A 15,339-nucleotide genomic window follows, 5' to 3' on the forward strand; every position below is an offset into this window, starting at 1 on the left:
ATAGTGCCAGAACACTCCTCAAATCGTCAAGCGGCTAATTCATCATCCTCATCCCATTCGCGAATGCGTTCGATCGCCACGGTCACCGGCTTCAGCGCCTGCCGGTCTAGCTTGTCGATTTGAGCACCAAGCCGGTCCCAGATCTCCTGCCAGTCACGAGCCCAGTTCTGGGGATTCATCTTCTCTCCAGTCCGCTCCTCAACGAACAGACAGACCGCCCCAGGCCCCATTGCTTCACGCCCCGCCACTAGCAGCTTGTGCGACTGGAGGGCGGCCATTGCCATCCAGTAGGCTCGTTGCTTCTTACGGTCGGTTAGCGAATCCAGTCCGCTGCCCAGCCATACCAAGCCATGAGCGATGCTTAGGTCGTTGCCAGTGGCGATCGGGGAGTACAGGAAACTGCCGAAATGACGGATGCTTTTCGGCAGCTTGTCGATGGCGAGAAGTATCAAGCCAGCAGTGAGCATGTGGATGCATCTTGCCTCCGTCAGCCGCTTTCCAGAGCGGGTCTCTTGAACATCATCAGTCCGAACCTTGTACACTTTCGCCACTTCCTTGCCTTCATGGCTCTCCAGCATGACCATGATCTTGTTCTCTCCCGAACCGAACTTCCGGCCAATCACTGCGGCCTCAGCGGCAACTGCCAGTGCCGAAGGCCGGTCTTCATGGATTGCATCGTGCCAAGCCTGGCGTGCACAAATTACCTTCATGTCGTTCCCCTCAATCCCCGGTGTAGTTGGTGCCGCCGGCGCCGCGGCGGTTGTTCGACTGGTACTGCGCATCTGGGCCGTCGGTGCGCGGTGGCCGCTGGCGATCCACCTGCTGCTCCAGCTCACGCACTCGCCGACCCAGCTGCGTTACAAGTTCTTCCAGAGGCAGCGGCTGACCCGTCACCGCAGAGAGCCATCCCGATGCATTGCAGAGACCACAGGGCAGCTCATAGAAAACGCCCTTGATGACCGCTTTCCCTCGGCAGTCGTAGCACTGCGTCAGGACGATCCTTTCCTTCCTGAGCGCTGGGCCGTGCTTCTTCATCATCCGATCACCTTGAAGCCTTGGGCGCGCAACGACTTTTCGGCCACCTCGTGCGCCCACTGCCCATCAGGGTCACCGATGATCAGCTCGAAAGGGTTTTTGAGGCACAGCGACTTGCGAGAGGCTTCCCAACCCTTCTGGAACGACTCCCAATCAGCCTGGGCCATCGGGTCGATGTAGTTATTGCCCTTTGGCGGCTCGCGGCGATGATCGCGTGCGTTAGTGCGCTCGAACTCGGCGCGGATTGCGTCGATATTCTTCATTTCGAATCCTCGCTTTTTACGGATTCCGAGTTTGCCCCGCAGGCCTCGCCGCCATTGGCCTCGGGAGCAATATGCGAAATTGCGATTCCTGCCTCTGTCGAGCGGTGAATAGCAGCGAAACCCTTGCTATCAAGCCAGGCATGCCACTTCTCCAGGGCTTCGCGCTTCAACCGCTCGGCAGAGGTGTGGATATAGGTCTGCACGTTGCGGGTCAGGGTATGATTCACCAGCATCTCGCCGATCAGGTAGTCCACCCCGAGATCCGTCCAGCCAGTACGGGCCACCTTGCGCAGGTCATGGCTGGTCCAGTCGCCCTGCCCCAAGCGGGTGAACACTGCGCAGGCCTGGCTCTCCGTCATTGGCCGCCCATTCTTCGCTGGAAAGATGAATGCACCTTGGTAGCCCCTGCTCTGCTGCCAAGCCCGGTACCGCTCCAGCAGCGCCAGTGCCTGGCGGGTCAGTGGCAGGCGGTGCTCGCAGCGTGTCTTGGTGTTCTCGGCCGGAAAGAACCACTCGGCCTGAGCGCCTTGGGTCAAGTGAGCCCAGCGCGCTTGCCGGGTTTCGCCAACTCGCGTGCCGTGGCACAGCATCAGCAGCGCCAAGGTGCAATCCACGGGCGACTCATCAAATCGTGAGCGCAACTGCTCGAGCACTTCTTCCAACTGGACGGCCCGGAGTCGAGCGGCCTTTGGCACGACCCGAGCAGTGGTGAAGTCGGTAAACTTGAAGCCCGCGATTGGATTGCTGGTGATCATCCTCAGCTTGGCTGCCTGTCGGAATGCCACGACCAGCACACCCCACATCAATCGCACGTAGGACAGCGACACTTCTGCCTGGGCCGGCCACATGAGGAGCTTGTCCAGCGTCGAGCGCGACACCTCAGCCACAGGAAGGCCATCCAGGCGAGGTTTCAGATGACAGGTGATAGCCGATGCAGCGGTTGCTTTACGCTTCGCCGAAAGGCTGCGGTCACGAGAGTGGCGATCAGCAAACCAGTCCAGCAGTTGGCCGACGGTGTGGAGGGTGCCAGCGGCAGCGGACGCCTCAGGATCAGCGGCCAGCCGTTCACGGATACCGGGCAAGGCACTAATCAGGTTCTTTACTGGCAGCTCAGGGTATCCGGCTATCTTGTTCCACTTAGAGCCCGTGACCAAGTACCAAGTGCCGCGCTCACGACGCTGGCCCAACCTGAGGTATACGCCCGGAAAGCGCGCGTCGCGCAGATCTCTAGCGGTGCCGGTCGAGATCTGTCGCTTGATCTCCGCGTCGGAAAAGGTGGTCAGTAGGGTTTTGCTCACGCAGCAACCTCCGTTTTAGGCAGGGCCAGGTACGCCCTCAGGCACTCCATGGCGTCGAAATGCCCCTGACACACAACGGCCAGGTAGCCTTGGTCGTTCAGCCGGCGAATGCACGCTTGCTGGCTGGACGAGACAGGCGCCGGCTCGACGGTCGCCTTGAATTCGATGTACAGGCCGAAGTACCCGCCGCGTGCCATCGGCAGCACCAGGTCAGGAATGCCGGCCTTCACGCCCTGAGCCTTGAGCTTGGCGGCAACAGCCTTCACCCGATGCCCACCGTTCGGGACGTGGTAGATCAGCTCGAAAACCTCTGGGTAGCGCAGCTCAATCTCCCGCATCAGGGCGGCCTGCTCCTGCCCCTCCCGGTCGATTGGCTTGGCGCGGGGAGTTTTGGACTTGAACGGGCGGATGGCGGGCGGTTTCATGCGACGAAAACCCCCTCATTGATCAGCAACGACTGAGTGCGCATTACCCCCTCAGCGTGGTACTGGCGTGCAGAAGCGCGGTCGACGGCCTTGCTTCGACCATCGCATGCGTCATGGCAGGCGCTGCAGGCCCAGGCACCCTGCAAGTCGTGCGGCTTGCAACCGACGCCGCAGGTGCCGGCCATGCGGTAGTGCGCGAGGACGGTGGTCTCCGGGTTGCCATTGCATACGCCTGGGATGCGCACCTGGCACTCCCGGCCGCGCGCGGCCTTGGTCAGTTTCGATTGCCGCATGGGCTGTCTTCTCCATGAAGGTCAATGACGAGGTAAGTGCTCGGCCACAACAGCTTGCCGTGGGCGACGGCGAAAGCCTTGTTGCCATAAAGCGCAATGGGCGGCGCGGGAGCGTCGGATAGTCCGAGCAGGTGGCTCTGGCAGTAAAGGGCGTAACGGTAGGCGGCTGGATCAGGCGGGAGGAGCGTTCTCATACGCGAGCCCTCATAGCGCGGATCTCCGCCAGCGCCTGGCGCCCCACCTCCGGCGTGCGGCGTGGCGCGGCCTGAGCTGGAAGCGCCAGCGGCATCTTCTGCAGCGGTTCACCAGCCACCACGCGGCGGACGGCGATCGTGTAGTTGCGCTCGAACAGCTTCGAACTCAACTCCGCCGCAAGGCGGTTCAAGTTCTCGAAGCCACACTCTTTGGCGGCATGCCAGACAGCGTCATGACTCCATTTGCCCTGACCCGCCATCGAGGGATGAGCATTGCGACAGGCCTCGCGAAATGCCGCCGCAAGGGCCGGAAGGCCCAGCATTTCGGGGGATGGGTGGCACCACTCGATGAACTTCCCCGGCGCCGGGATGAACTCGCGGCCAGACTGCCTGCAGCGCATCAGCCCAAACTGCAGTTGCTCTGTGGTGTTAATACCCGCCTCAAGGAAGGCCGTCAGCCACTGCTGTTTGGCGGCCTTGTACATCGCCTCATCCGGCCAGGCCTGCTTCCAGGCGCTGCAGATCGTGCGCAAATCGCGAAACAGATCGTTGATCACCGCAGCGGTCTTGCGGTTGAGCTCGGCCTTTACATCGTCCGGAATCGAGTACTGCGCCGGGATGTGTTGCCCCGACTGGACTTTGGCCCAGAGGCCATGGGCGACCACAGAAACCTGATTCATTCGCTGTCCCTCTCGTCGAGCCAAGTGGTGTCCTCATCGTCGAAGCTGCTGCCTTGAGGCGCTCCGCTGCGGGTGGCCGTGGAGCGAGCAGCCCGAGCAAGGTCGGTCCTGACCCAGTTGACCAGCGCGGCCAGCCACTGCTTTTCGGTGCGGGCGAGGCCCTTGGCATCGTGGTGGAGCACGAACCCTGAAATCGCGTCAACGGTGAACTGCTGGAGGGTCAGCCCGGCCCGGGCCGCATAGGCTTTCAGCTGCTGCTGATCGGGGGCCCACTCGAGGAACATTTCGAAGGGCTCGCGCAGAGAGTGAGTAGAATGGTTAATTGACGTATTGGGTGCAGCTGCTGCACCCCGTTCTGCGTTTTCCTGCACCCCGCTCTGCTGTGAGCTGCACCCCGTGCGGTTTCCTGCACCCGGCTCAGCACGAGGTGCAGTAGATGCACCCCGCTTTAGCTGAAGGTCATAGACCACCGGGCGGCGATCGCGTCGGTCGATGTACGCTGCGGCTATGGCCTGGTTACCCTCCACGATCCACCCGCCGACCGACAGCTCATCCAGTTTCAGGCGAACCGTGCGCTCAGAGAGGCCCGTGTCCAGCGAGAGGGTTCCAGCAGAAGGGAAAGCGCCGCGGCCATCGCTTCCCGCATAGTTCGCGAGACAGAGAAGCACATGGCGAGCCGCAGGGTTTTCCAGCGAGGCCTTTGGGATGGCCAATGCCCAGGTCATAGCTTGAACACTCACCACTGAACTCCTTGCGCAGCAGGGCGCGACAGGATGGTGAACACAGGCAAAGCTGATGCGACAGGCTGGGTATTGCCTGTATCGATTGCGGACTGCATAATCGACCTCGTTGTTGTTTCAGAAGACCGCCCTGCCAGGCGGTTTTTTTTCGTCTTCGATTCTGCTACTGGATGGATTAGCAGGTGTCTTGGTCATCTACTGGCGCAAGGCCAAGTCGAGCAAAATTCACTTCATCAGGCAGCTGGTCGACTCGCCTTTGGCCGGGCCGGCACTGGCCTCTTTTCATAGGCCTCGATCCGCCCGTCTTCGTGAACGGTTATGTGCACAGATCGCCCTGCGCGAACCATCTGCGATACGGCGCTTTGGTTTATCCCTAGCGCCGCAGCCAACTCGGACTGCGTTCCGTGCTTTTCCAGGTATTCAGTGAGGGGGATTGTCTTCATGGCGTTTCCAGCGTGCGTTTATGCATACCGATAGTAGCAGCGCTACTTTGATCAAACAAGAAATTACTAGCACCGCTGTTTGTTGCTACAGCAGCACAGCTAATATCCTCTATCCCATGAAGACACGACGCCCCCTAACGCCCGAAGAAGTCGACGAGAGCCAACGCCTCAAAGCGATCTACGAGCAAAAGAAAGCTGCTGCCAAGGCCGCTGGCCGCTCTCTAACCCAAGCCGAGGTTGCAGACGCTTGTGGATGGTCAGGACAGAGCGCATTCAGCCAGTACGCCACCGGCAAGGTCCCCCTAAACGTCGAGGCACTGCTGAAGCTCTCTAAAGCCTTGGGCTTTGCTCCTGGAGAGGTAAGTCCGCGCCTCATGGAAGGGATCGCCTTTCCCAAAGACGAACCAGGACCGCAGGACCTTCAACCGATCCAAGCCTGGGACGATCGAACCCCACTCGATGAGCATGAAGTTGAAGTTCCGTTTCTTCGAGAGATTGAGCTTTCGGCGGGGTCTGGTCGATTCGGAATTGAAGAGGATGACGGTTCAAGACTGCGTTTCGACAAGAAAGATTTGCGGGCCAATGGCGTTCAATTCGACCAAGCGAAGTGCGTAACGGTGCGCGGGAACAGCATGCTCCCTGTTCTGAGGGATGGAGCTATCGTAGGGATCAACACTGGCAGGACGTCCATCACTGATGTGACGGACGGCGATCTGTATGCGTTAAATCACAACGGCCAGCTCCGCGTGAAGCAGATATTTCGGCAACCAGGCGGAATTCGCTTACGCAGCTTCAACCGCGACGAGCATCCCGACGAGGACTACACCTTTCAGCGGATGCACGACGAAGAAATCAGCATTCTTGGCCATGTGTTCTGGTGGGCCATGTTCGCCCGTTAGGCCGCCTCCAACCCGATCACCGAAAGCCCGCTCATGCGGGCTTTTTTGCGCCTCTATATTTTTTTATTAGCACTGCTATTTACAATGCATAGCAGCACTGCTACTTTTTACTCATGCCGGATCGACACCGGCCAGCAACGAAGGCAGCGATGGACAGGCCTCAACTGTCCAGAGGGGTGGCAACTGCCCCGGGCGTGCAGCGTAAAACGCAAATTCAGTTATCCAGCGGGAAAACAAGCCGGAAGGCCCGCGGCTGGAGGAACAACTCAAGTATCGCCGCGCAACTGACGCCAGTAGCGGGTCGCGGCAGATTTCACTGGCTGGCCTTGGCGACAGGGCCAGACGGGAAATCAACTGATAGCGGAGCAATTGGAGATGACCACGATTATCGAAGACCGCTTCGAGAGCGGCGCCCAGGTGAGCCTGGAGATGGACAAAAACGAGGGCGAACTCTTCGTCTTCTACTGCCCGGCTGGGCAAGGCTGCAAGGTCAGTAAATGGCCTCTGGATAGCTACCACATGCCGATCGCGATGGCTCATTACGAGCAATGCATGGAGCTGGAGCGCGCCGCCTTCGAAGCCTGCTCCACGTCAGCCTGACGCTAACTGCCCGATCACCTGGTTCCCCATCACCAGGCTGCATCGGTCGTGGCGTTCGCCCTCCCCTTGGTCCGGGAGGTAACGGCAGCGAGCGTCACGACCAATGCAGCCCACCGAGAGACACTTCATGGAAACGATCAAATGCGGCTCATGGACTGGCCGGCTCGGACAGGGCCTGGCTCCGCGCGAGCTGGAAGCACTACTGGCTGTCGCCCAGGGCATGACCGCCAAAGAGATTGCCCGCGTCATGGACATCTCGCCCGGCACCGTCGCCAATCGCATCGAGAACGCCATGTTCAAGCTTGGCGTACACCGCCGCGCCGCAGCAGTGGCCGAGGCCATGAAGCGCCAGATCATCAGCCCGCTCTGCATCCTGCTGGTCGGGATTATGGCCATGCACTCAGCAGTTAACGACGGCGACCCCATCCGACGCGATCGCCGAGCGCCAGAGCGGCGCACCGCCCAAGTTCGAATCGTTCGCAGGGCTGAGGCCTTGGAACTTCACGCCTGACCCACCGAGGATCACCCATGCAAACCATCATGCATCCTGCGTTTCAGGAAAAGCTGGCTGTGCTTGCCGCGCTGCTCGAGTACAGCCGCACGCTGCGGGCTGAGACCCGTGCGAAGATCGGCGCGCCGCGCTACCAGGTGGTCAGCAAAGGACCGGCTTGGGATGTGGTCGACATGGACACCGACTCGGTGCTGGGCTTCGCATTCAGCTATCAGGCCGCTCTGCGTTTCGCCTCGGCGATGGAGGCCGGCGCCGCCAGCAAGAGAGGCCTGCAGTGATTGGCCAAAACATTCCGGATCAGCGCCAGATAGCTCGCGACTGGCTGAGTTCGAGCGTTGATAGCTTCATCGTTCATGGCGGAACTGTTGAGGTTCTGCCCGGGTCCGGGAATGTGCCGCTGCCTGCCCGCCGCGAACCTGGTCAGCTCGGCGATGCTGCCCGTAAGCCAGTCAACAAGAAGACGGCGGCGCGCCTCAAGCGAATTGCAGAGATTCGCGAGCTGGCCAAAACGATGACCTATGCCCAGGCAATGGCTCACACCGGAATATGCCAGGGCGTTCTGGTGCGTTATGCCGCTGACGGGGGTTTCAAATTCCAGCCTGACCCCCGGCGGGGAAAGGGCAACCTCGGCAGAAAGCTCAGTGACCCCATTGAGGACAGGAGAAAGGCCGAGAAGCTCGTTGCCCACCGCGACGCGGGCCTGAAAAGGAAAGACGCCATCGAGCTGCTGGGGATCTCCTACAAGCAGCTATCTCGAATCCTGCGGGAATTCAACCTCACTTTTCCAACGACCGCCGAGAAGAAGGCGAAGCGAAAGCTATGAAACGAATCACCGCGCGCGTTCGGCACGGCCGGCGCCAGCAGCACATCAATCTGCCGCCAAGCGGCATCGCCCATCAGGAGACGCCTCAATGTCCAAACCAACTGATACCACCGAGTTCCTGCAAGAGCTCAACGGTGGTGCATTCGCTAGCCAGATCGGCCACGCCCTGTCGGAAGTAGCGGCTGGCGTAGTCGACCACGGCAAGGCCGGCAAGATCACCATTACCCTGGACTTCAGCCAGATCGGCGACTCCCACCAGGTGAAGATCAAACACAAGCTCGACTACAAGGTGCCGACCAAGCGCGGTACCCGCAGCGAGAACACCAGCCTCGACACGCCGATGTATGTCGGCACCGGCGGCAACATCTCGCTGTTCCCCGAAAAGCACGACCAGCTGTTCACCCGCGATGAAGCACCGGTCCACCCGCGCACCTGATCCCTCCCACAGCAAGGAACCTACGCATGTCCCTCACCAAAGATGCTTTGCAGCTCATCACCGACAACGCCTTGGCAGCCGCCGGTAAAGAGCTTGAAACCGATACCCCGGTTGTGCTGATCCCAGAAGGCTCCAAGGTAGTCGATCTCGAGCGCTTCCAGCACGGCCGCTCCCGCTTCCGCGGCACCTACTCTACTCACTCCCTGGTCGACTTCGGCGCCTATGTCGTCGAGCGCGCGGCACCAGACGCCCGCGGCTTCATCGACCAGGACGCCATGAGCTGCGTGATGCTGTTCAACCTGGGCACTCCAGATTTACCTGGCCATGCAGATGACCGCGCTGTGCTTCGCCTGAAGGCCTCGGCTGCGTTTGCTGCCGTGCAGGCGGTATGCGGCCAGGCCTTGGCGCAAAAGGCCATGAGCGATTGGATCGAAGACTGGAACCAGCACCTCGCTGCTACCGATGAGAACGGCGCCACCATGTCGATCGCCAAAGCCATCGCTGCGGTGCGCACCATCACTGTCAAGGCCTCGTCCGAAAGCGATCACGCCGTCAGCGAAACTCGCACCAGCCGTAGCACCATGGATGCAATTGAGGCCAGCAGTAAGGAGACCTTGCCAGCGTGGCTGGACTTTAAAGTCACCCCGTTCGAAGGCCTCGGGGAGCAGGTTATCCGCTTGCGCGTATCTGTGATCACCAGCGGCGCGCAGCCTGTGCTGAAGCTGCGCTGGATCGGCGAGGAAGCGCAGCGAGAGGCCATCGCGCAGGAATTCAAGGCAGTGCTAGACGACAAGGTCGGTACTGCTGCGAAGCTGTCGCTGGGCACATTCGACGCGAAGTGATTATCTAGGAAGCGCTACGTTGCGGGGCCACCCCTTCTATTTTCTCAGATGAGTAATGATAGAGCCCCGCATTTATCAAACGAATCAGTAAGCTCATCAGACTCTGGCGAGGTTCCAGGGTGCATTAGACTTCCTCGCCCCTCAGCCATCGCGGCTGCAAACGACAGCGCGCTCATAAGATTAAAGAGCCTCAAATAGTTTTCCTTAGTTGCGTAACCCTGAAACAATCCATGCGCTATGCCATGCCTGTTTAATGTCAAGTATTCCGGAGCGACTTCAGTATGCAGATAAAGCCTAGACTGAAGGTATGACGAAATACTCTCAAACATCTGAACGCGCTCATGAAAGCCATCCAAGAGTGCAATATTTAACTCAGCTTCCGGATACCAATCGTAACCGTCAAGCATCGATTCAAGCTCCTTTCTCTGCAGGCGTCGAAAAACCTTGGTAAGGATCCTGATGCTAACCGAGTCTCCAACTGGAACTCCAGAAAGTACACCCAGCTCTCTCACCACCCCCTCGACACAGGGAAGGAGCCCGGTGATTGCGACACCGTATAAACCCAAGCAGTAAGCCTTAGCGGACTCAACAACTTGTGCATGGAACAGTTCGAAGCTTTTCCGCTTCGACCAAACCCCAGCGATAAGGGCTGCCATTCCACTTGCCGGATACATGTAGGCAAGCATAGTCGAGCCAGCATCCATTTTTCCTAAGTGAGTTTCTGCCCGCAATATTTTCCCAGCGTGCTCATGTAAAAAACCCATTTGGTAATAAGGTGGAACAACAATATCAGCTTCCGCAAATGCTGAGCGCATCCAAGCTACTCCACTATTTGTGACGTCGAGGGGCTGAGCGGGGAAAAAAGCTGACCCATCTAATGTAGTCAGTTTGAAACCGTGAATTGTACGAAATGTATCAATCTTGGCATCAACTACAGATACATATTCCAGCCCAAGTCGATCAAGGTTTTCTTGGACTGCTTTAAGCCCTCTACCCAGCGCCTGAGTACGCTTACACGACCTATAGATTACCGCGAAGTCCATAACGCTCCAGTCTCAATGTTAAAAATCACCTTCGAGATACCACAAATGCCCACAGCAATCGACCTGTTCGCCGGCCTCGGCGGATGGAGCACCGGCGCGCGCGCCGCAGGCGTCCAGGTTCTCTGGGCGGCAAACCACTGGCCGGTGGCCGTTGAGTGGCACAGCGCCAACCACCCCGAAACACAGCACGCCTGCCAAGACCTGCACCAGGCACGCTGGGAGCAGGTGCCGGCTCACGACATCCTGTTGGCTTCGCCCTGCTGCCAGGGGCACGCTAAGGCCCGCGGCAAGAAGTCAGGCAATCCTGAGCACGATGCATCGCGCTCGACGGCATGGGCGCCTGTGTCGGCCCTTGAGTTCCACCGGCCGCAGGCGGCAGTAATCGAGAACGTGCCGGAGTTCACAGACTGGGTGCTTTACCCGGCCTGGCTGCAAGCGGTACAGGCTCTGGGGTATCAGGCCGCGCCCCACATCGTCGACTGCGCCGACCTCGGCGTGCCCCAGCATCGGGTGCGCCTATTCATGGTGCTGACCCGCAGCAAGGCCCCGCTGATGCTACAGCTGCCGCAGGAACGACATGTGCCAGCATCCAGCTTCCTCGACTTCGACGGCGGGCGGTGGTCACAGATCGAGAAGCCAGGCCGGGCCGTGGCCACGCTCGACCGGGTGAGAAACGGCCGCCAGCGCTTCGGCGACCGCTTCATCATGCCCTATTACGGCAAGGGATCCGGCACCACCGGACGCGACATCAACAGGCCGATCGGCACCATCACCACCTTGGACCGCTGGGCGCTGGTCGACGGCGATCGCATGCGGATGCTGAGCGCCAGCGAGGCCTTGGCCGCTATGTCCTTCCCAGCTGACACCCTGCGGCCGGACAACCATCGGCTGACCATGCACATGGCAGGCAACGCAGTGCCTCCGCTTGCCGGGCAGAGAGTGATTGAGGCCCTGCTAAAAGCTGCCTAGCCGGCCGGCTTGATGTCGCGGCGTATCGAGTACAGACAGTTGTCTTGATCATCAGGAACCACCATCTCTTCTCCAATTGAGTAGATCGGGCCCACGAGCTCGCCGCTCGCCGCATACAAGCCATTGTCGATTACTTGAAAGCGCTGAACTCCCTTCTCGTCCACCACGGCCCCGTCGGCCTGTATGGGACCAACCGGCGTACCAACTGGCCAGCGCCCCATATAAAGCGTGTGCTTGTACTTATTGAATTCCCCAACCATTCCATTACTCCCGTGGCTAAAACATGAACTGTAGCCCAGGTATCACCTTGCCCGCAGAAAACGCGGAGGCCGCATGAAGCCCATCCCCCGCTCCTACTCCCGGCCCCGAGCCGGCATGCCCCAATTCACGTTATCCAATGTATGCGACGAGTGCGGGCTCAGTCGCGCCCACGGTAACCACAAGGCCTGCTCGAAGAAGCGACAGGCAAGGTATCAATCGCAGAAAGCAGCTGTCCCGAATCCTGCGCGAGTTAGACCTGGACTTCCCAACTACCGCCGAGAAGAAAGCGAAGCGAAAGCTATGAAACGCATCACCACGCGCGTCCGGCACGGCCGGCGCCAACAGCACATCAATCTGCCGCCCAGCGGCTTGGGAGGTATCGTACATGGCAATGGAACAGCCGCAGCGCCACAAGCGCCGGCGCGAGAAGGCCATCACAGTGTAGGATGAGCATCTGCGCTTGAAGGTGCGACTAGGGACTAAGCAGGCCCTGCTGGAACTGATGGAGTGGGCCGGGATCGAGGAACAGGGCGAGGCGATGACGCTGATGATTCATCATCTGCACGGGCTTGGCCCGGGCGGCGCGCTCCCGCTGCTGGAGCCTCCGCGCCACGAAATAACGGTGTTACCTGCTGTGGCCCGGAAACTGGAAAACTTTTGCCAGCGTGAAGATTTGCGAACCAGTCAGGAGAGAGCGGGAGACACCTGATCGTGATCGACTATCTGATGAGCAATTTTCTCAGCAGCTGCTTTCGCCTCGTCCTTGGTCGGCCAGGTCTTATCCTTGTCCGCAATCGGCGGTCGGCCGTCGATCTCCAGCTCAGTCACCCATCCATTAGGATATGCGTAGAAGGTGATTTTGAAGAAGACACCCTTATAGCGATCAGAAAAGGATGAGTTGAGATAGGAATTTTTTAGCATCTTTCCTCCATGATCCGGCCCCGTGCCGGTCACCCGTAATACTCCATTCACAACCAAATTGCCACCATGCCGCATCCGGCAGGAGCGTAGCAGTTAGCTCAGCTCTGGTTGACTGTGGGCCCTCGCTTGTTTGAGCAGGTCTTCTCTAATTGGAGCTAATGCATCTATCGTAAGTGCTACGTCACAGAAGCCCGCAGACAAAACAACCGATGCGCTATCCAAATAGCGATCAGACCCAAAGGAAATATAAAAGACCAAAAGACGCTCATGCTCTGTTAATTGCGACTTAAGTAATGACATGTACAGATCGAAGCTAGAATCACCGGGCGATCCTGACTTTGAAACAAACTTAACAATCGCATAAACAAGCTGAAAATAAAAACCTGTTAAGGGCCAAACCTCAGAACTGAAAAGCTCCACTGCCTTACGAATCTTTTGGTACTTTAGCTCAATTGAATCATGAGTTCTAAACGAATTATTCATCCTATAGTAAAGACTATTCCACATTTTTTGAGTGGCGGCCCTTGATTCTAGATACACATCATATTTAGCAACCGTGTGTTTTTCATCACAATATTTTACATCTGAAACGGATTGAGGCAAAAGCGCAAGCATTTGAAAAAATCTCACATCAGATACTTCAATTCTATGACGCGATTCTGAATCCCTAGCTGCCTCTCTTTGGTCAACAAGCGTCACGAGTAATGCTATAAAAGCACAAAATGACAATATTGGGTTGAGTAAGCCACCAAAATAATCACCGAACTGCCCCCAAGCATCTTGACGATCGGAAAGCCCAGAATGAAATCTAGTCAAGTAAGCTAAGAGAACAATCAAAATGAAAAAACCTACCGCAACTGCCGCCTTATAAACCAATCGTATGTTCGCCCGGTCATTTTTGTATTGTATTTTGTTCATTTATACTATCCCACTAAATTTTCACTAATTATGCCGCAAATAATAGGGCGCGATGAGGGGCGCCTATGTCTCCGTATCGCCTACGCGGGAGAACTGTCCTGAGTTTTTCAGGCGGCCGCACCAGCGCCTCCTGAGCGATTTTCTTGTGCTGTCCACCTATACCGGCAAGGAGCACCCCGCCACCTTGGATTTCGTCCGCGAATGCGCTGAGCGCTGCGCGGTCCCGATTACCTAGCTGGAGCATCGCGATGACGAGCAGGGCCTTGCCCTGGCGGACATCGACACTTGCAGCCGGAACCGTGGGCCGTTTGAGCCAGTCATCCGCAAGCGCAAGTATCTGCCTAACCCGGTAATCAGTGTCTGCCCATCGACCTGAAAATCAGGGTCGTTCAGAACTACCCGCGCAGCCTGGGCCTGTCCACAGAGCAGAAACCGGTCGACATGATGACCGGCATCCGCGCTGACGATTGATGGCACGCCAGGAGCGATCGACCGAATCAACCGGCCAGTTTGCCGGAGACGGCGCCCGCTTCCGCAAGCACCGCCCCAGCTATCAGCAGATGATCGACTACGTCGAGATCCAATTCGACCTTCGCCGAAGTTGATGAAGGTATCGGCTGCTTCTGCGGCGGCGGATTAGGCTTGCGCATTACGAAAAATTTGAGGCAACCAATTGGTTATCCCGAGCATGTCGGTGATAAACATGATTTCCACTCCTATCAATACCAGAGGTATTAAGTAAGGGTAGAAAGAGTACCAATAGGTGGCTACCATAAACCACAGGCGCGGCAGACCTGTCAGGAAATAGTCGTTACGCATATCAAGCCAAGACCGGCGGTAGTCGACCCTAGCGTGATTTTCAACGTCTGTGGTAATGCGAGAGTATTCCTTTTCTAATCGCTCAAGCTCCGTCGGACCATTCCCCTCGGCGGTACCTTTCAGACGATTCATCTCCCGAATCAGCTCTTTCAAGCGGTTACCGCACTCAGTCAGAAGCTCAGATCTGAGCTCATACTTGGCGGTTCCGATGACAACCGAAAAAACCAGAACTGCTACAGCCAAGAAAATCTGCATCATGTTCAATACAGACGGCGCCACCGACAACTTCACCTGAGAATTCTGAATCAGTGGTATCAGAATCAATCCGAGTGACAAAACAGTTGTTGTAAAAAATGAAAACCGCGCATAGTTTTTTAGTCTATCAGCGGCGGCAAACCGACATTTCACTGTCGTTCGCATGCTCATGTGTAGTTTCTCAAATGCAGTTGTCGCGGCCTTTTCTCTAGGGCCCAAAGACCAAAGCCAACTCCATCTACTCTTGATCCACAACCATCCTTTCGAATCCGCTTTTGAATCTGACACTGCCGCATGCTCCTTATTTCAGCGCACCTGAGTATGCACATGCCCCCTTCTCCTTGGAAGCACTCCGACATCATGAAAGGTATCCTCATGCCCACAGCAGGCGACCGTTTCATCATGCCCTACTACGGCAAAGGCTCCGGCACCACCGGCCGCGACATTAATCGGCCGATCGGCACCATCACCACATTGGACCGCTGGGCACTCGTCGACGGCGACCGAATGCGAATGCTCAGCGCCAGCGAGGCCCTGGCCGCGATGTCGTTCCCAGCCGACACCCTGCGGCCGGATAACCACCGGCTGACCATGCACATGGCCGGGAATGCGGTACCGCCGCTGGCCGGCCAACGAGTTATTGAGGCCATCATCAACGCCGCTTGAGAGTC

The 15,339-nt window shown here is 58.0% G+C and carries 22 protein-coding genes and 2 pseudogenes; 10 read left to right on the forward strand and 14 right to left on the reverse strand.

Annotated features, from left to right (window positions below; genetic code table 11):
- Positions 1-26 precede the first annotated feature (26 nt).
- The 9 genes from K3F44_RS08845 to K3F44_RS08885 form a co-directional block, all read right to left on the reverse strand.
- The gene (locus tag K3F44_RS08845) at positions 27-710 is read right to left on the reverse strand and encodes a hypothetical protein (protein WP_220633821.1); all 684 of its coding nucleotides are present in this window, start codon (positions 708-710) and stop codon (positions 27-29) included.
- 10 nt (positions 711-720) lie between these two features.
- Positions 721-1,038: a hypothetical protein gene (locus tag K3F44_RS08850; protein WP_220633822.1), complete on the reverse strand. Its 318-nt coding sequence runs from the start codon at positions 1,036-1,038 to the stop codon at positions 721-723.
- The gene (locus K3F44_RS08855; protein ID WP_220633823.1) at positions 1,035-1,298 is read right to left on the reverse strand and encodes a hypothetical protein; all 264 of its coding nucleotides are present in this window, start codon (positions 1,296-1,298) and stop codon (positions 1,035-1,037) included. Before K3F44_RS08855 ends, K3F44_RS08850 begins: the two co-directional genes overlap by 4 nt.
- Positions 1,295-2,596 (reverse strand): site-specific integrase, encoded by a 1,302-nt coding sequence (locus K3F44_RS08860; RefSeq protein ID WP_220633824.1) that lies wholly within the window; start codon positions 2,594-2,596, stop codon positions 1,295-1,297. Before K3F44_RS08860 ends, K3F44_RS08855 begins: the two co-directional genes overlap by 4 nt.
- Positions 2,593-3,021, reverse strand: a complete 429-nt coding sequence (locus K3F44_RS08865; RefSeq protein WP_220633825.1) for a VRR-NUC domain-containing protein — start codon at positions 3,019-3,021, stop codon at positions 2,593-2,595. Before K3F44_RS08865 ends, K3F44_RS08860 begins: the two co-directional genes overlap by 4 nt.
- Positions 3,018-3,314, reverse strand: coding sequence for a DUF1364 domain-containing protein (locus tag K3F44_RS08870; RefSeq protein WP_220633826.1), 297 nt, complete (start codon positions 3,312-3,314; stop codon positions 3,018-3,020). The genes K3F44_RS08865 and K3F44_RS08870 overlap by 4 nt, the downstream gene beginning before the upstream one ends.
- Positions 3,315-3,504: 190 nt before the next feature.
- A complete protein-coding gene (locus K3F44_RS08875; protein ID WP_220633827.1) occupies positions 3,505-4,188 on the reverse strand; it encodes a replication protein P in 684 nt (227 codons plus the stop codon).
- Positions 4,185-4,913 (reverse strand): DnaT-like ssDNA-binding domain-containing protein, encoded by a 729-nt coding sequence (locus K3F44_RS08880; protein ID WP_220634164.1) that lies wholly within the window; start codon positions 4,911-4,913, stop codon positions 4,185-4,187. The genes K3F44_RS08875 and K3F44_RS08880 overlap by 4 nt, the downstream gene beginning before the upstream one ends.
- A gap of 248 nt (positions 4,914-5,161) precedes the next feature.
- Positions 5,162-5,371 carry a Cro/CI family transcriptional regulator gene (locus tag K3F44_RS08885; RefSeq protein ID WP_220633828.1) on the reverse strand — a complete coding sequence of 70 codons (210 nt, stop codon included), beginning with the start codon at positions 5,369-5,371 and terminating at the stop codon, positions 5,162-5,164.
- A gap of 116 nt (positions 5,372-5,487) precedes the next feature.
- Here K3F44_RS08885 and K3F44_RS08890 point away from each other — a divergent pair, with 116 nt between their 5' ends.
- The 7 genes from K3F44_RS08890 to K3F44_RS08920 all read left to right on the forward strand — a co-directional run bounded on the left by K3F44_RS08890 (position 5,488) and on the right by K3F44_RS08920 (position 9,482).
- Positions 5,488-6,270, forward strand: a complete 783-nt coding sequence (locus tag K3F44_RS08890) for a S24 family peptidase (RefSeq protein ID WP_220634165.1) — start codon at positions 5,488-5,490, stop codon at positions 6,268-6,270.
- Positions 6,271-6,645: 375 nt separating this feature from the next.
- A complete protein-coding gene (locus tag K3F44_RS08895; RefSeq protein WP_220633829.1) occupies positions 6,646-6,870 on the forward strand; it encodes a hypothetical protein in 225 nt (74 codons plus the stop codon).
- Positions 6,871-6,997: 127 nt separating this feature from the next.
- On the forward strand, positions 6,998-7,381 hold the full coding sequence (locus K3F44_RS08900) for a response regulator transcription factor (RefSeq protein WP_220633830.1): 384 nt from the start codon (positions 6,998-7,000) through the stop codon (positions 7,379-7,381).
- Positions 7,382-7,398: 17 nt separating this feature from the next.
- Positions 7,399-7,659, forward strand: a complete 261-nt coding sequence (locus tag K3F44_RS08905) for a hypothetical protein (RefSeq protein WP_220633831.1) — start codon at positions 7,399-7,401, stop codon at positions 7,657-7,659.
- Positions 7,656-8,204: a hypothetical protein gene (locus K3F44_RS08910; RefSeq protein WP_220633832.1), complete on the forward strand. Its 549-nt coding sequence runs from the start codon at positions 7,656-7,658 to the stop codon at positions 8,202-8,204. The genes K3F44_RS08905 and K3F44_RS08910 overlap by 4 nt, the downstream gene beginning before the upstream one ends.
- A gap of 88 nt (positions 8,205-8,292) precedes the next feature.
- Positions 8,293-8,640, forward strand: coding sequence for a hypothetical protein (locus K3F44_RS08915; protein WP_181106607.1), 348 nt, complete (start codon positions 8,293-8,295; stop codon positions 8,638-8,640).
- A gap of 26 nt (positions 8,641-8,666) precedes the next feature.
- A complete protein-coding gene (locus K3F44_RS08920) occupies positions 8,667-9,482 on the forward strand; it encodes a DUF2303 family protein (protein ID WP_220633833.1) in 816 nt (271 codons plus the stop codon).
- A gap of 44 nt (positions 9,483-9,526) precedes the next feature.
- Here the strand turns inward: K3F44_RS08920 and K3F44_RS08925 are convergent, their stop codons facing one another.
- Positions 9,527-10,525, reverse strand: coding sequence for a hypothetical protein (locus tag K3F44_RS08925; RefSeq protein ID WP_220633834.1), 999 nt, complete (start codon positions 10,523-10,525; stop codon positions 9,527-9,529).
- Between the two features lie 45 nt (positions 10,526-10,570).
- Here K3F44_RS08925 and K3F44_RS08930 point away from each other — a divergent pair, with 45 nt between their 5' ends.
- Positions 10,571-11,494, forward strand: coding sequence for a DNA cytosine methyltransferase (locus tag K3F44_RS08930; protein ID WP_220634166.1), 924 nt, complete (start codon positions 10,571-10,573; stop codon positions 11,492-11,494).
- Here K3F44_RS08930 and K3F44_RS08935 read toward each other — a convergent pair.
- On the reverse strand, positions 11,491-11,754 hold the full coding sequence (locus K3F44_RS08935) for a hypothetical protein (RefSeq protein ID WP_220633835.1): 264 nt from the start codon (positions 11,752-11,754) through the stop codon (positions 11,491-11,493). The genes K3F44_RS08930 and K3F44_RS08935 overlap by 4 nt on opposite strands.
- Positions 11,755-12,140: 386 nt before the next feature.
- On the opposite strand from K3F44_RS08935, the pseudogene K3F44_RS08940 reads away from it, so the two are divergent.
- Positions 12,141-12,464: pseudogene (locus tag K3F44_RS08940) on the forward strand (hypothetical protein).
- On the opposite strand, the gene K3F44_RS08945 reads toward K3F44_RS08940, so the two are convergent.
- The 3 genes from K3F44_RS08945 to K3F44_RS08955 all read right to left on the reverse strand — a co-directional run bounded on the left by K3F44_RS08945 (position 12,440) and on the right by K3F44_RS08955 (position 14,956).
- Positions 12,440-12,676 carry a hypothetical protein gene (locus K3F44_RS08945; RefSeq protein WP_220633836.1) on the reverse strand — a complete coding sequence of 79 codons (237 nt, stop codon included), beginning with the start codon at positions 12,674-12,676 and terminating at the stop codon, positions 12,440-12,442. The pseudogene K3F44_RS08940 and the gene K3F44_RS08945 sit on opposite strands and share 25 nt — an antisense overlap.
- Before the next feature lie 93 nt (positions 12,677-12,769).
- The gene (locus K3F44_RS08950; protein WP_220633837.1) at positions 12,770-13,594 is read right to left on the reverse strand and encodes a putative phage abortive infection protein; all 825 of its coding nucleotides are present in this window, start codon (positions 13,592-13,594) and stop codon (positions 12,770-12,772) included.
- Positions 13,595-14,230: 636 nt separating this feature from the next.
- Positions 14,231-14,956, reverse strand: coding sequence for an SLATT domain-containing protein (locus tag K3F44_RS08955; protein ID WP_259407048.1), 726 nt, complete (start codon positions 14,954-14,956; stop codon positions 14,231-14,233).
- Positions 14,957-15,055: 99 nt separating this feature from the next.
- Here K3F44_RS08955 and K3F44_RS08960 point away from each other — a divergent pair.
- Positions 15,056-15,334 (forward strand): annotated as a pseudogene (locus K3F44_RS08960) (DNA cytosine methyltransferase); the annotation flags it as partial.
- Between the last annotated feature and the right edge of the window lie 5 nt (positions 15,335-15,339).

The sequence above is a fragment of the Pseudomonas sp. S07E 245 genome (genome assembly GCF_019599025.1).
GTDB lineage: Bacteria > Pseudomonadota > Gammaproteobacteria > Pseudomonadales > Pseudomonadaceae > Aquipseudomonas > Aquipseudomonas shirazensis.

What these genes read in the sequence shown, in the direction of transcription:
- K3F44_RS08845 (WP_220633821.1), bottom strand. Translation starts at nt 710, where the DNA reads ATGAAGGTAATTTGTGCACGCCAGGCTTGGCACGATGCAATCCATGAA.
- K3F44_RS08850 (WP_220633822.1), bottom strand. Translation starts at nt 1,038, where the DNA reads ATGATGAAGAAGCACGGCCCAGCGCTCAGGAAGGAAAGGATCGTCCTG.
- K3F44_RS08950 (WP_220633837.1), bottom strand. Translation starts at nt 13,594, where the DNA reads ATGAACAAAATACAATACAAAAATGACCGGGCGAACATACGATTGGTT.
- K3F44_RS08880 (WP_220634164.1), bottom strand. Translation starts at nt 4,913, where the DNA reads ATGACCTGGGCATTGGCCATCCCAAAGGCCTCGCTGGAAAACCCTGCG.
- K3F44_RS08920 (WP_220633833.1), top strand. Translation starts at nt 8,667, where the DNA reads ATGTCCCTCACCAAAGATGCTTTGCAGCTCATCACCGACAACGCCTTG.
- K3F44_RS08875 (WP_220633827.1), bottom strand. Translation starts at nt 4,188, where the DNA reads ATGAATCAGGTTTCTGTGGTCGCCCATGGCCTCTGGGCCAAAGTCCAG.
- K3F44_RS08870 (WP_220633826.1), bottom strand. Translation starts at nt 3,314, where the DNA reads ATGCGGCAATCGAAACTGACCAAGGCCGCGCGCGGCCGGGAGTGCCAG.
- K3F44_RS08855 (WP_220633823.1), bottom strand. Translation starts at nt 1,298, where the DNA reads ATGAAGAATATCGACGCAATCCGCGCCGAGTTCGAGCGCACTAACGCA.
- K3F44_RS08885 (WP_220633828.1), bottom strand. Translation starts at nt 5,371, where the DNA reads ATGAAGACAATCCCCCTCACTGAATACCTGGAAAAGCACGGAACGCAG.
- K3F44_RS08925 (WP_220633834.1), bottom strand. Translation starts at nt 10,525, where the DNA reads ATGGACTTCGCGGTAATCTATAGGTCGTGTAAGCGTACTCAGGCGCTG.
- K3F44_RS08945 (WP_220633836.1), bottom strand. Translation starts at nt 12,676, where the DNA reads ATGCTAAAAAATTCCTATCTCAACTCATCCTTTTCTGATCGCTATAAG.
- K3F44_RS08930 (WP_220634166.1), top strand. Translation starts at nt 10,571, where the DNA reads ATGCCCACAGCAATCGACCTGTTCGCCGGCCTCGGCGGATGGAGCACC.
- K3F44_RS08900 (WP_220633830.1), top strand. Translation starts at nt 6,998, where the DNA reads ATGGAAACGATCAAATGCGGCTCATGGACTGGCCGGCTCGGACAGGGC.
- K3F44_RS08935 (WP_220633835.1), bottom strand. Translation starts at nt 11,754, where the DNA reads ATGGTTGGGGAATTCAATAAGTACAAGCACACGCTTTATATGGGGCGC.
- K3F44_RS08890 (WP_220634165.1), top strand. Translation starts at nt 5,488, where the DNA reads ATGAAGACACGACGCCCCCTAACGCCCGAAGAAGTCGACGAGAGCCAA.
- K3F44_RS08915 (WP_181106607.1), top strand. Translation starts at nt 8,293, where the DNA reads ATGTCCAAACCAACTGATACCACCGAGTTCCTGCAAGAGCTCAACGGT.
- K3F44_RS08905 (WP_220633831.1), top strand. Translation starts at nt 7,399, where the DNA reads ATGCAAACCATCATGCATCCTGCGTTTCAGGAAAAGCTGGCTGTGCTT.
- K3F44_RS08865 (WP_220633825.1), bottom strand. Translation starts at nt 3,021, where the DNA reads ATGAAACCGCCCGCCATCCGCCCGTTCAAGTCCAAAACTCCCCGCGCC.
- K3F44_RS08895 (WP_220633829.1), top strand. Translation starts at nt 6,646, where the DNA reads ATGACCACGATTATCGAAGACCGCTTCGAGAGCGGCGCCCAGGTGAGC.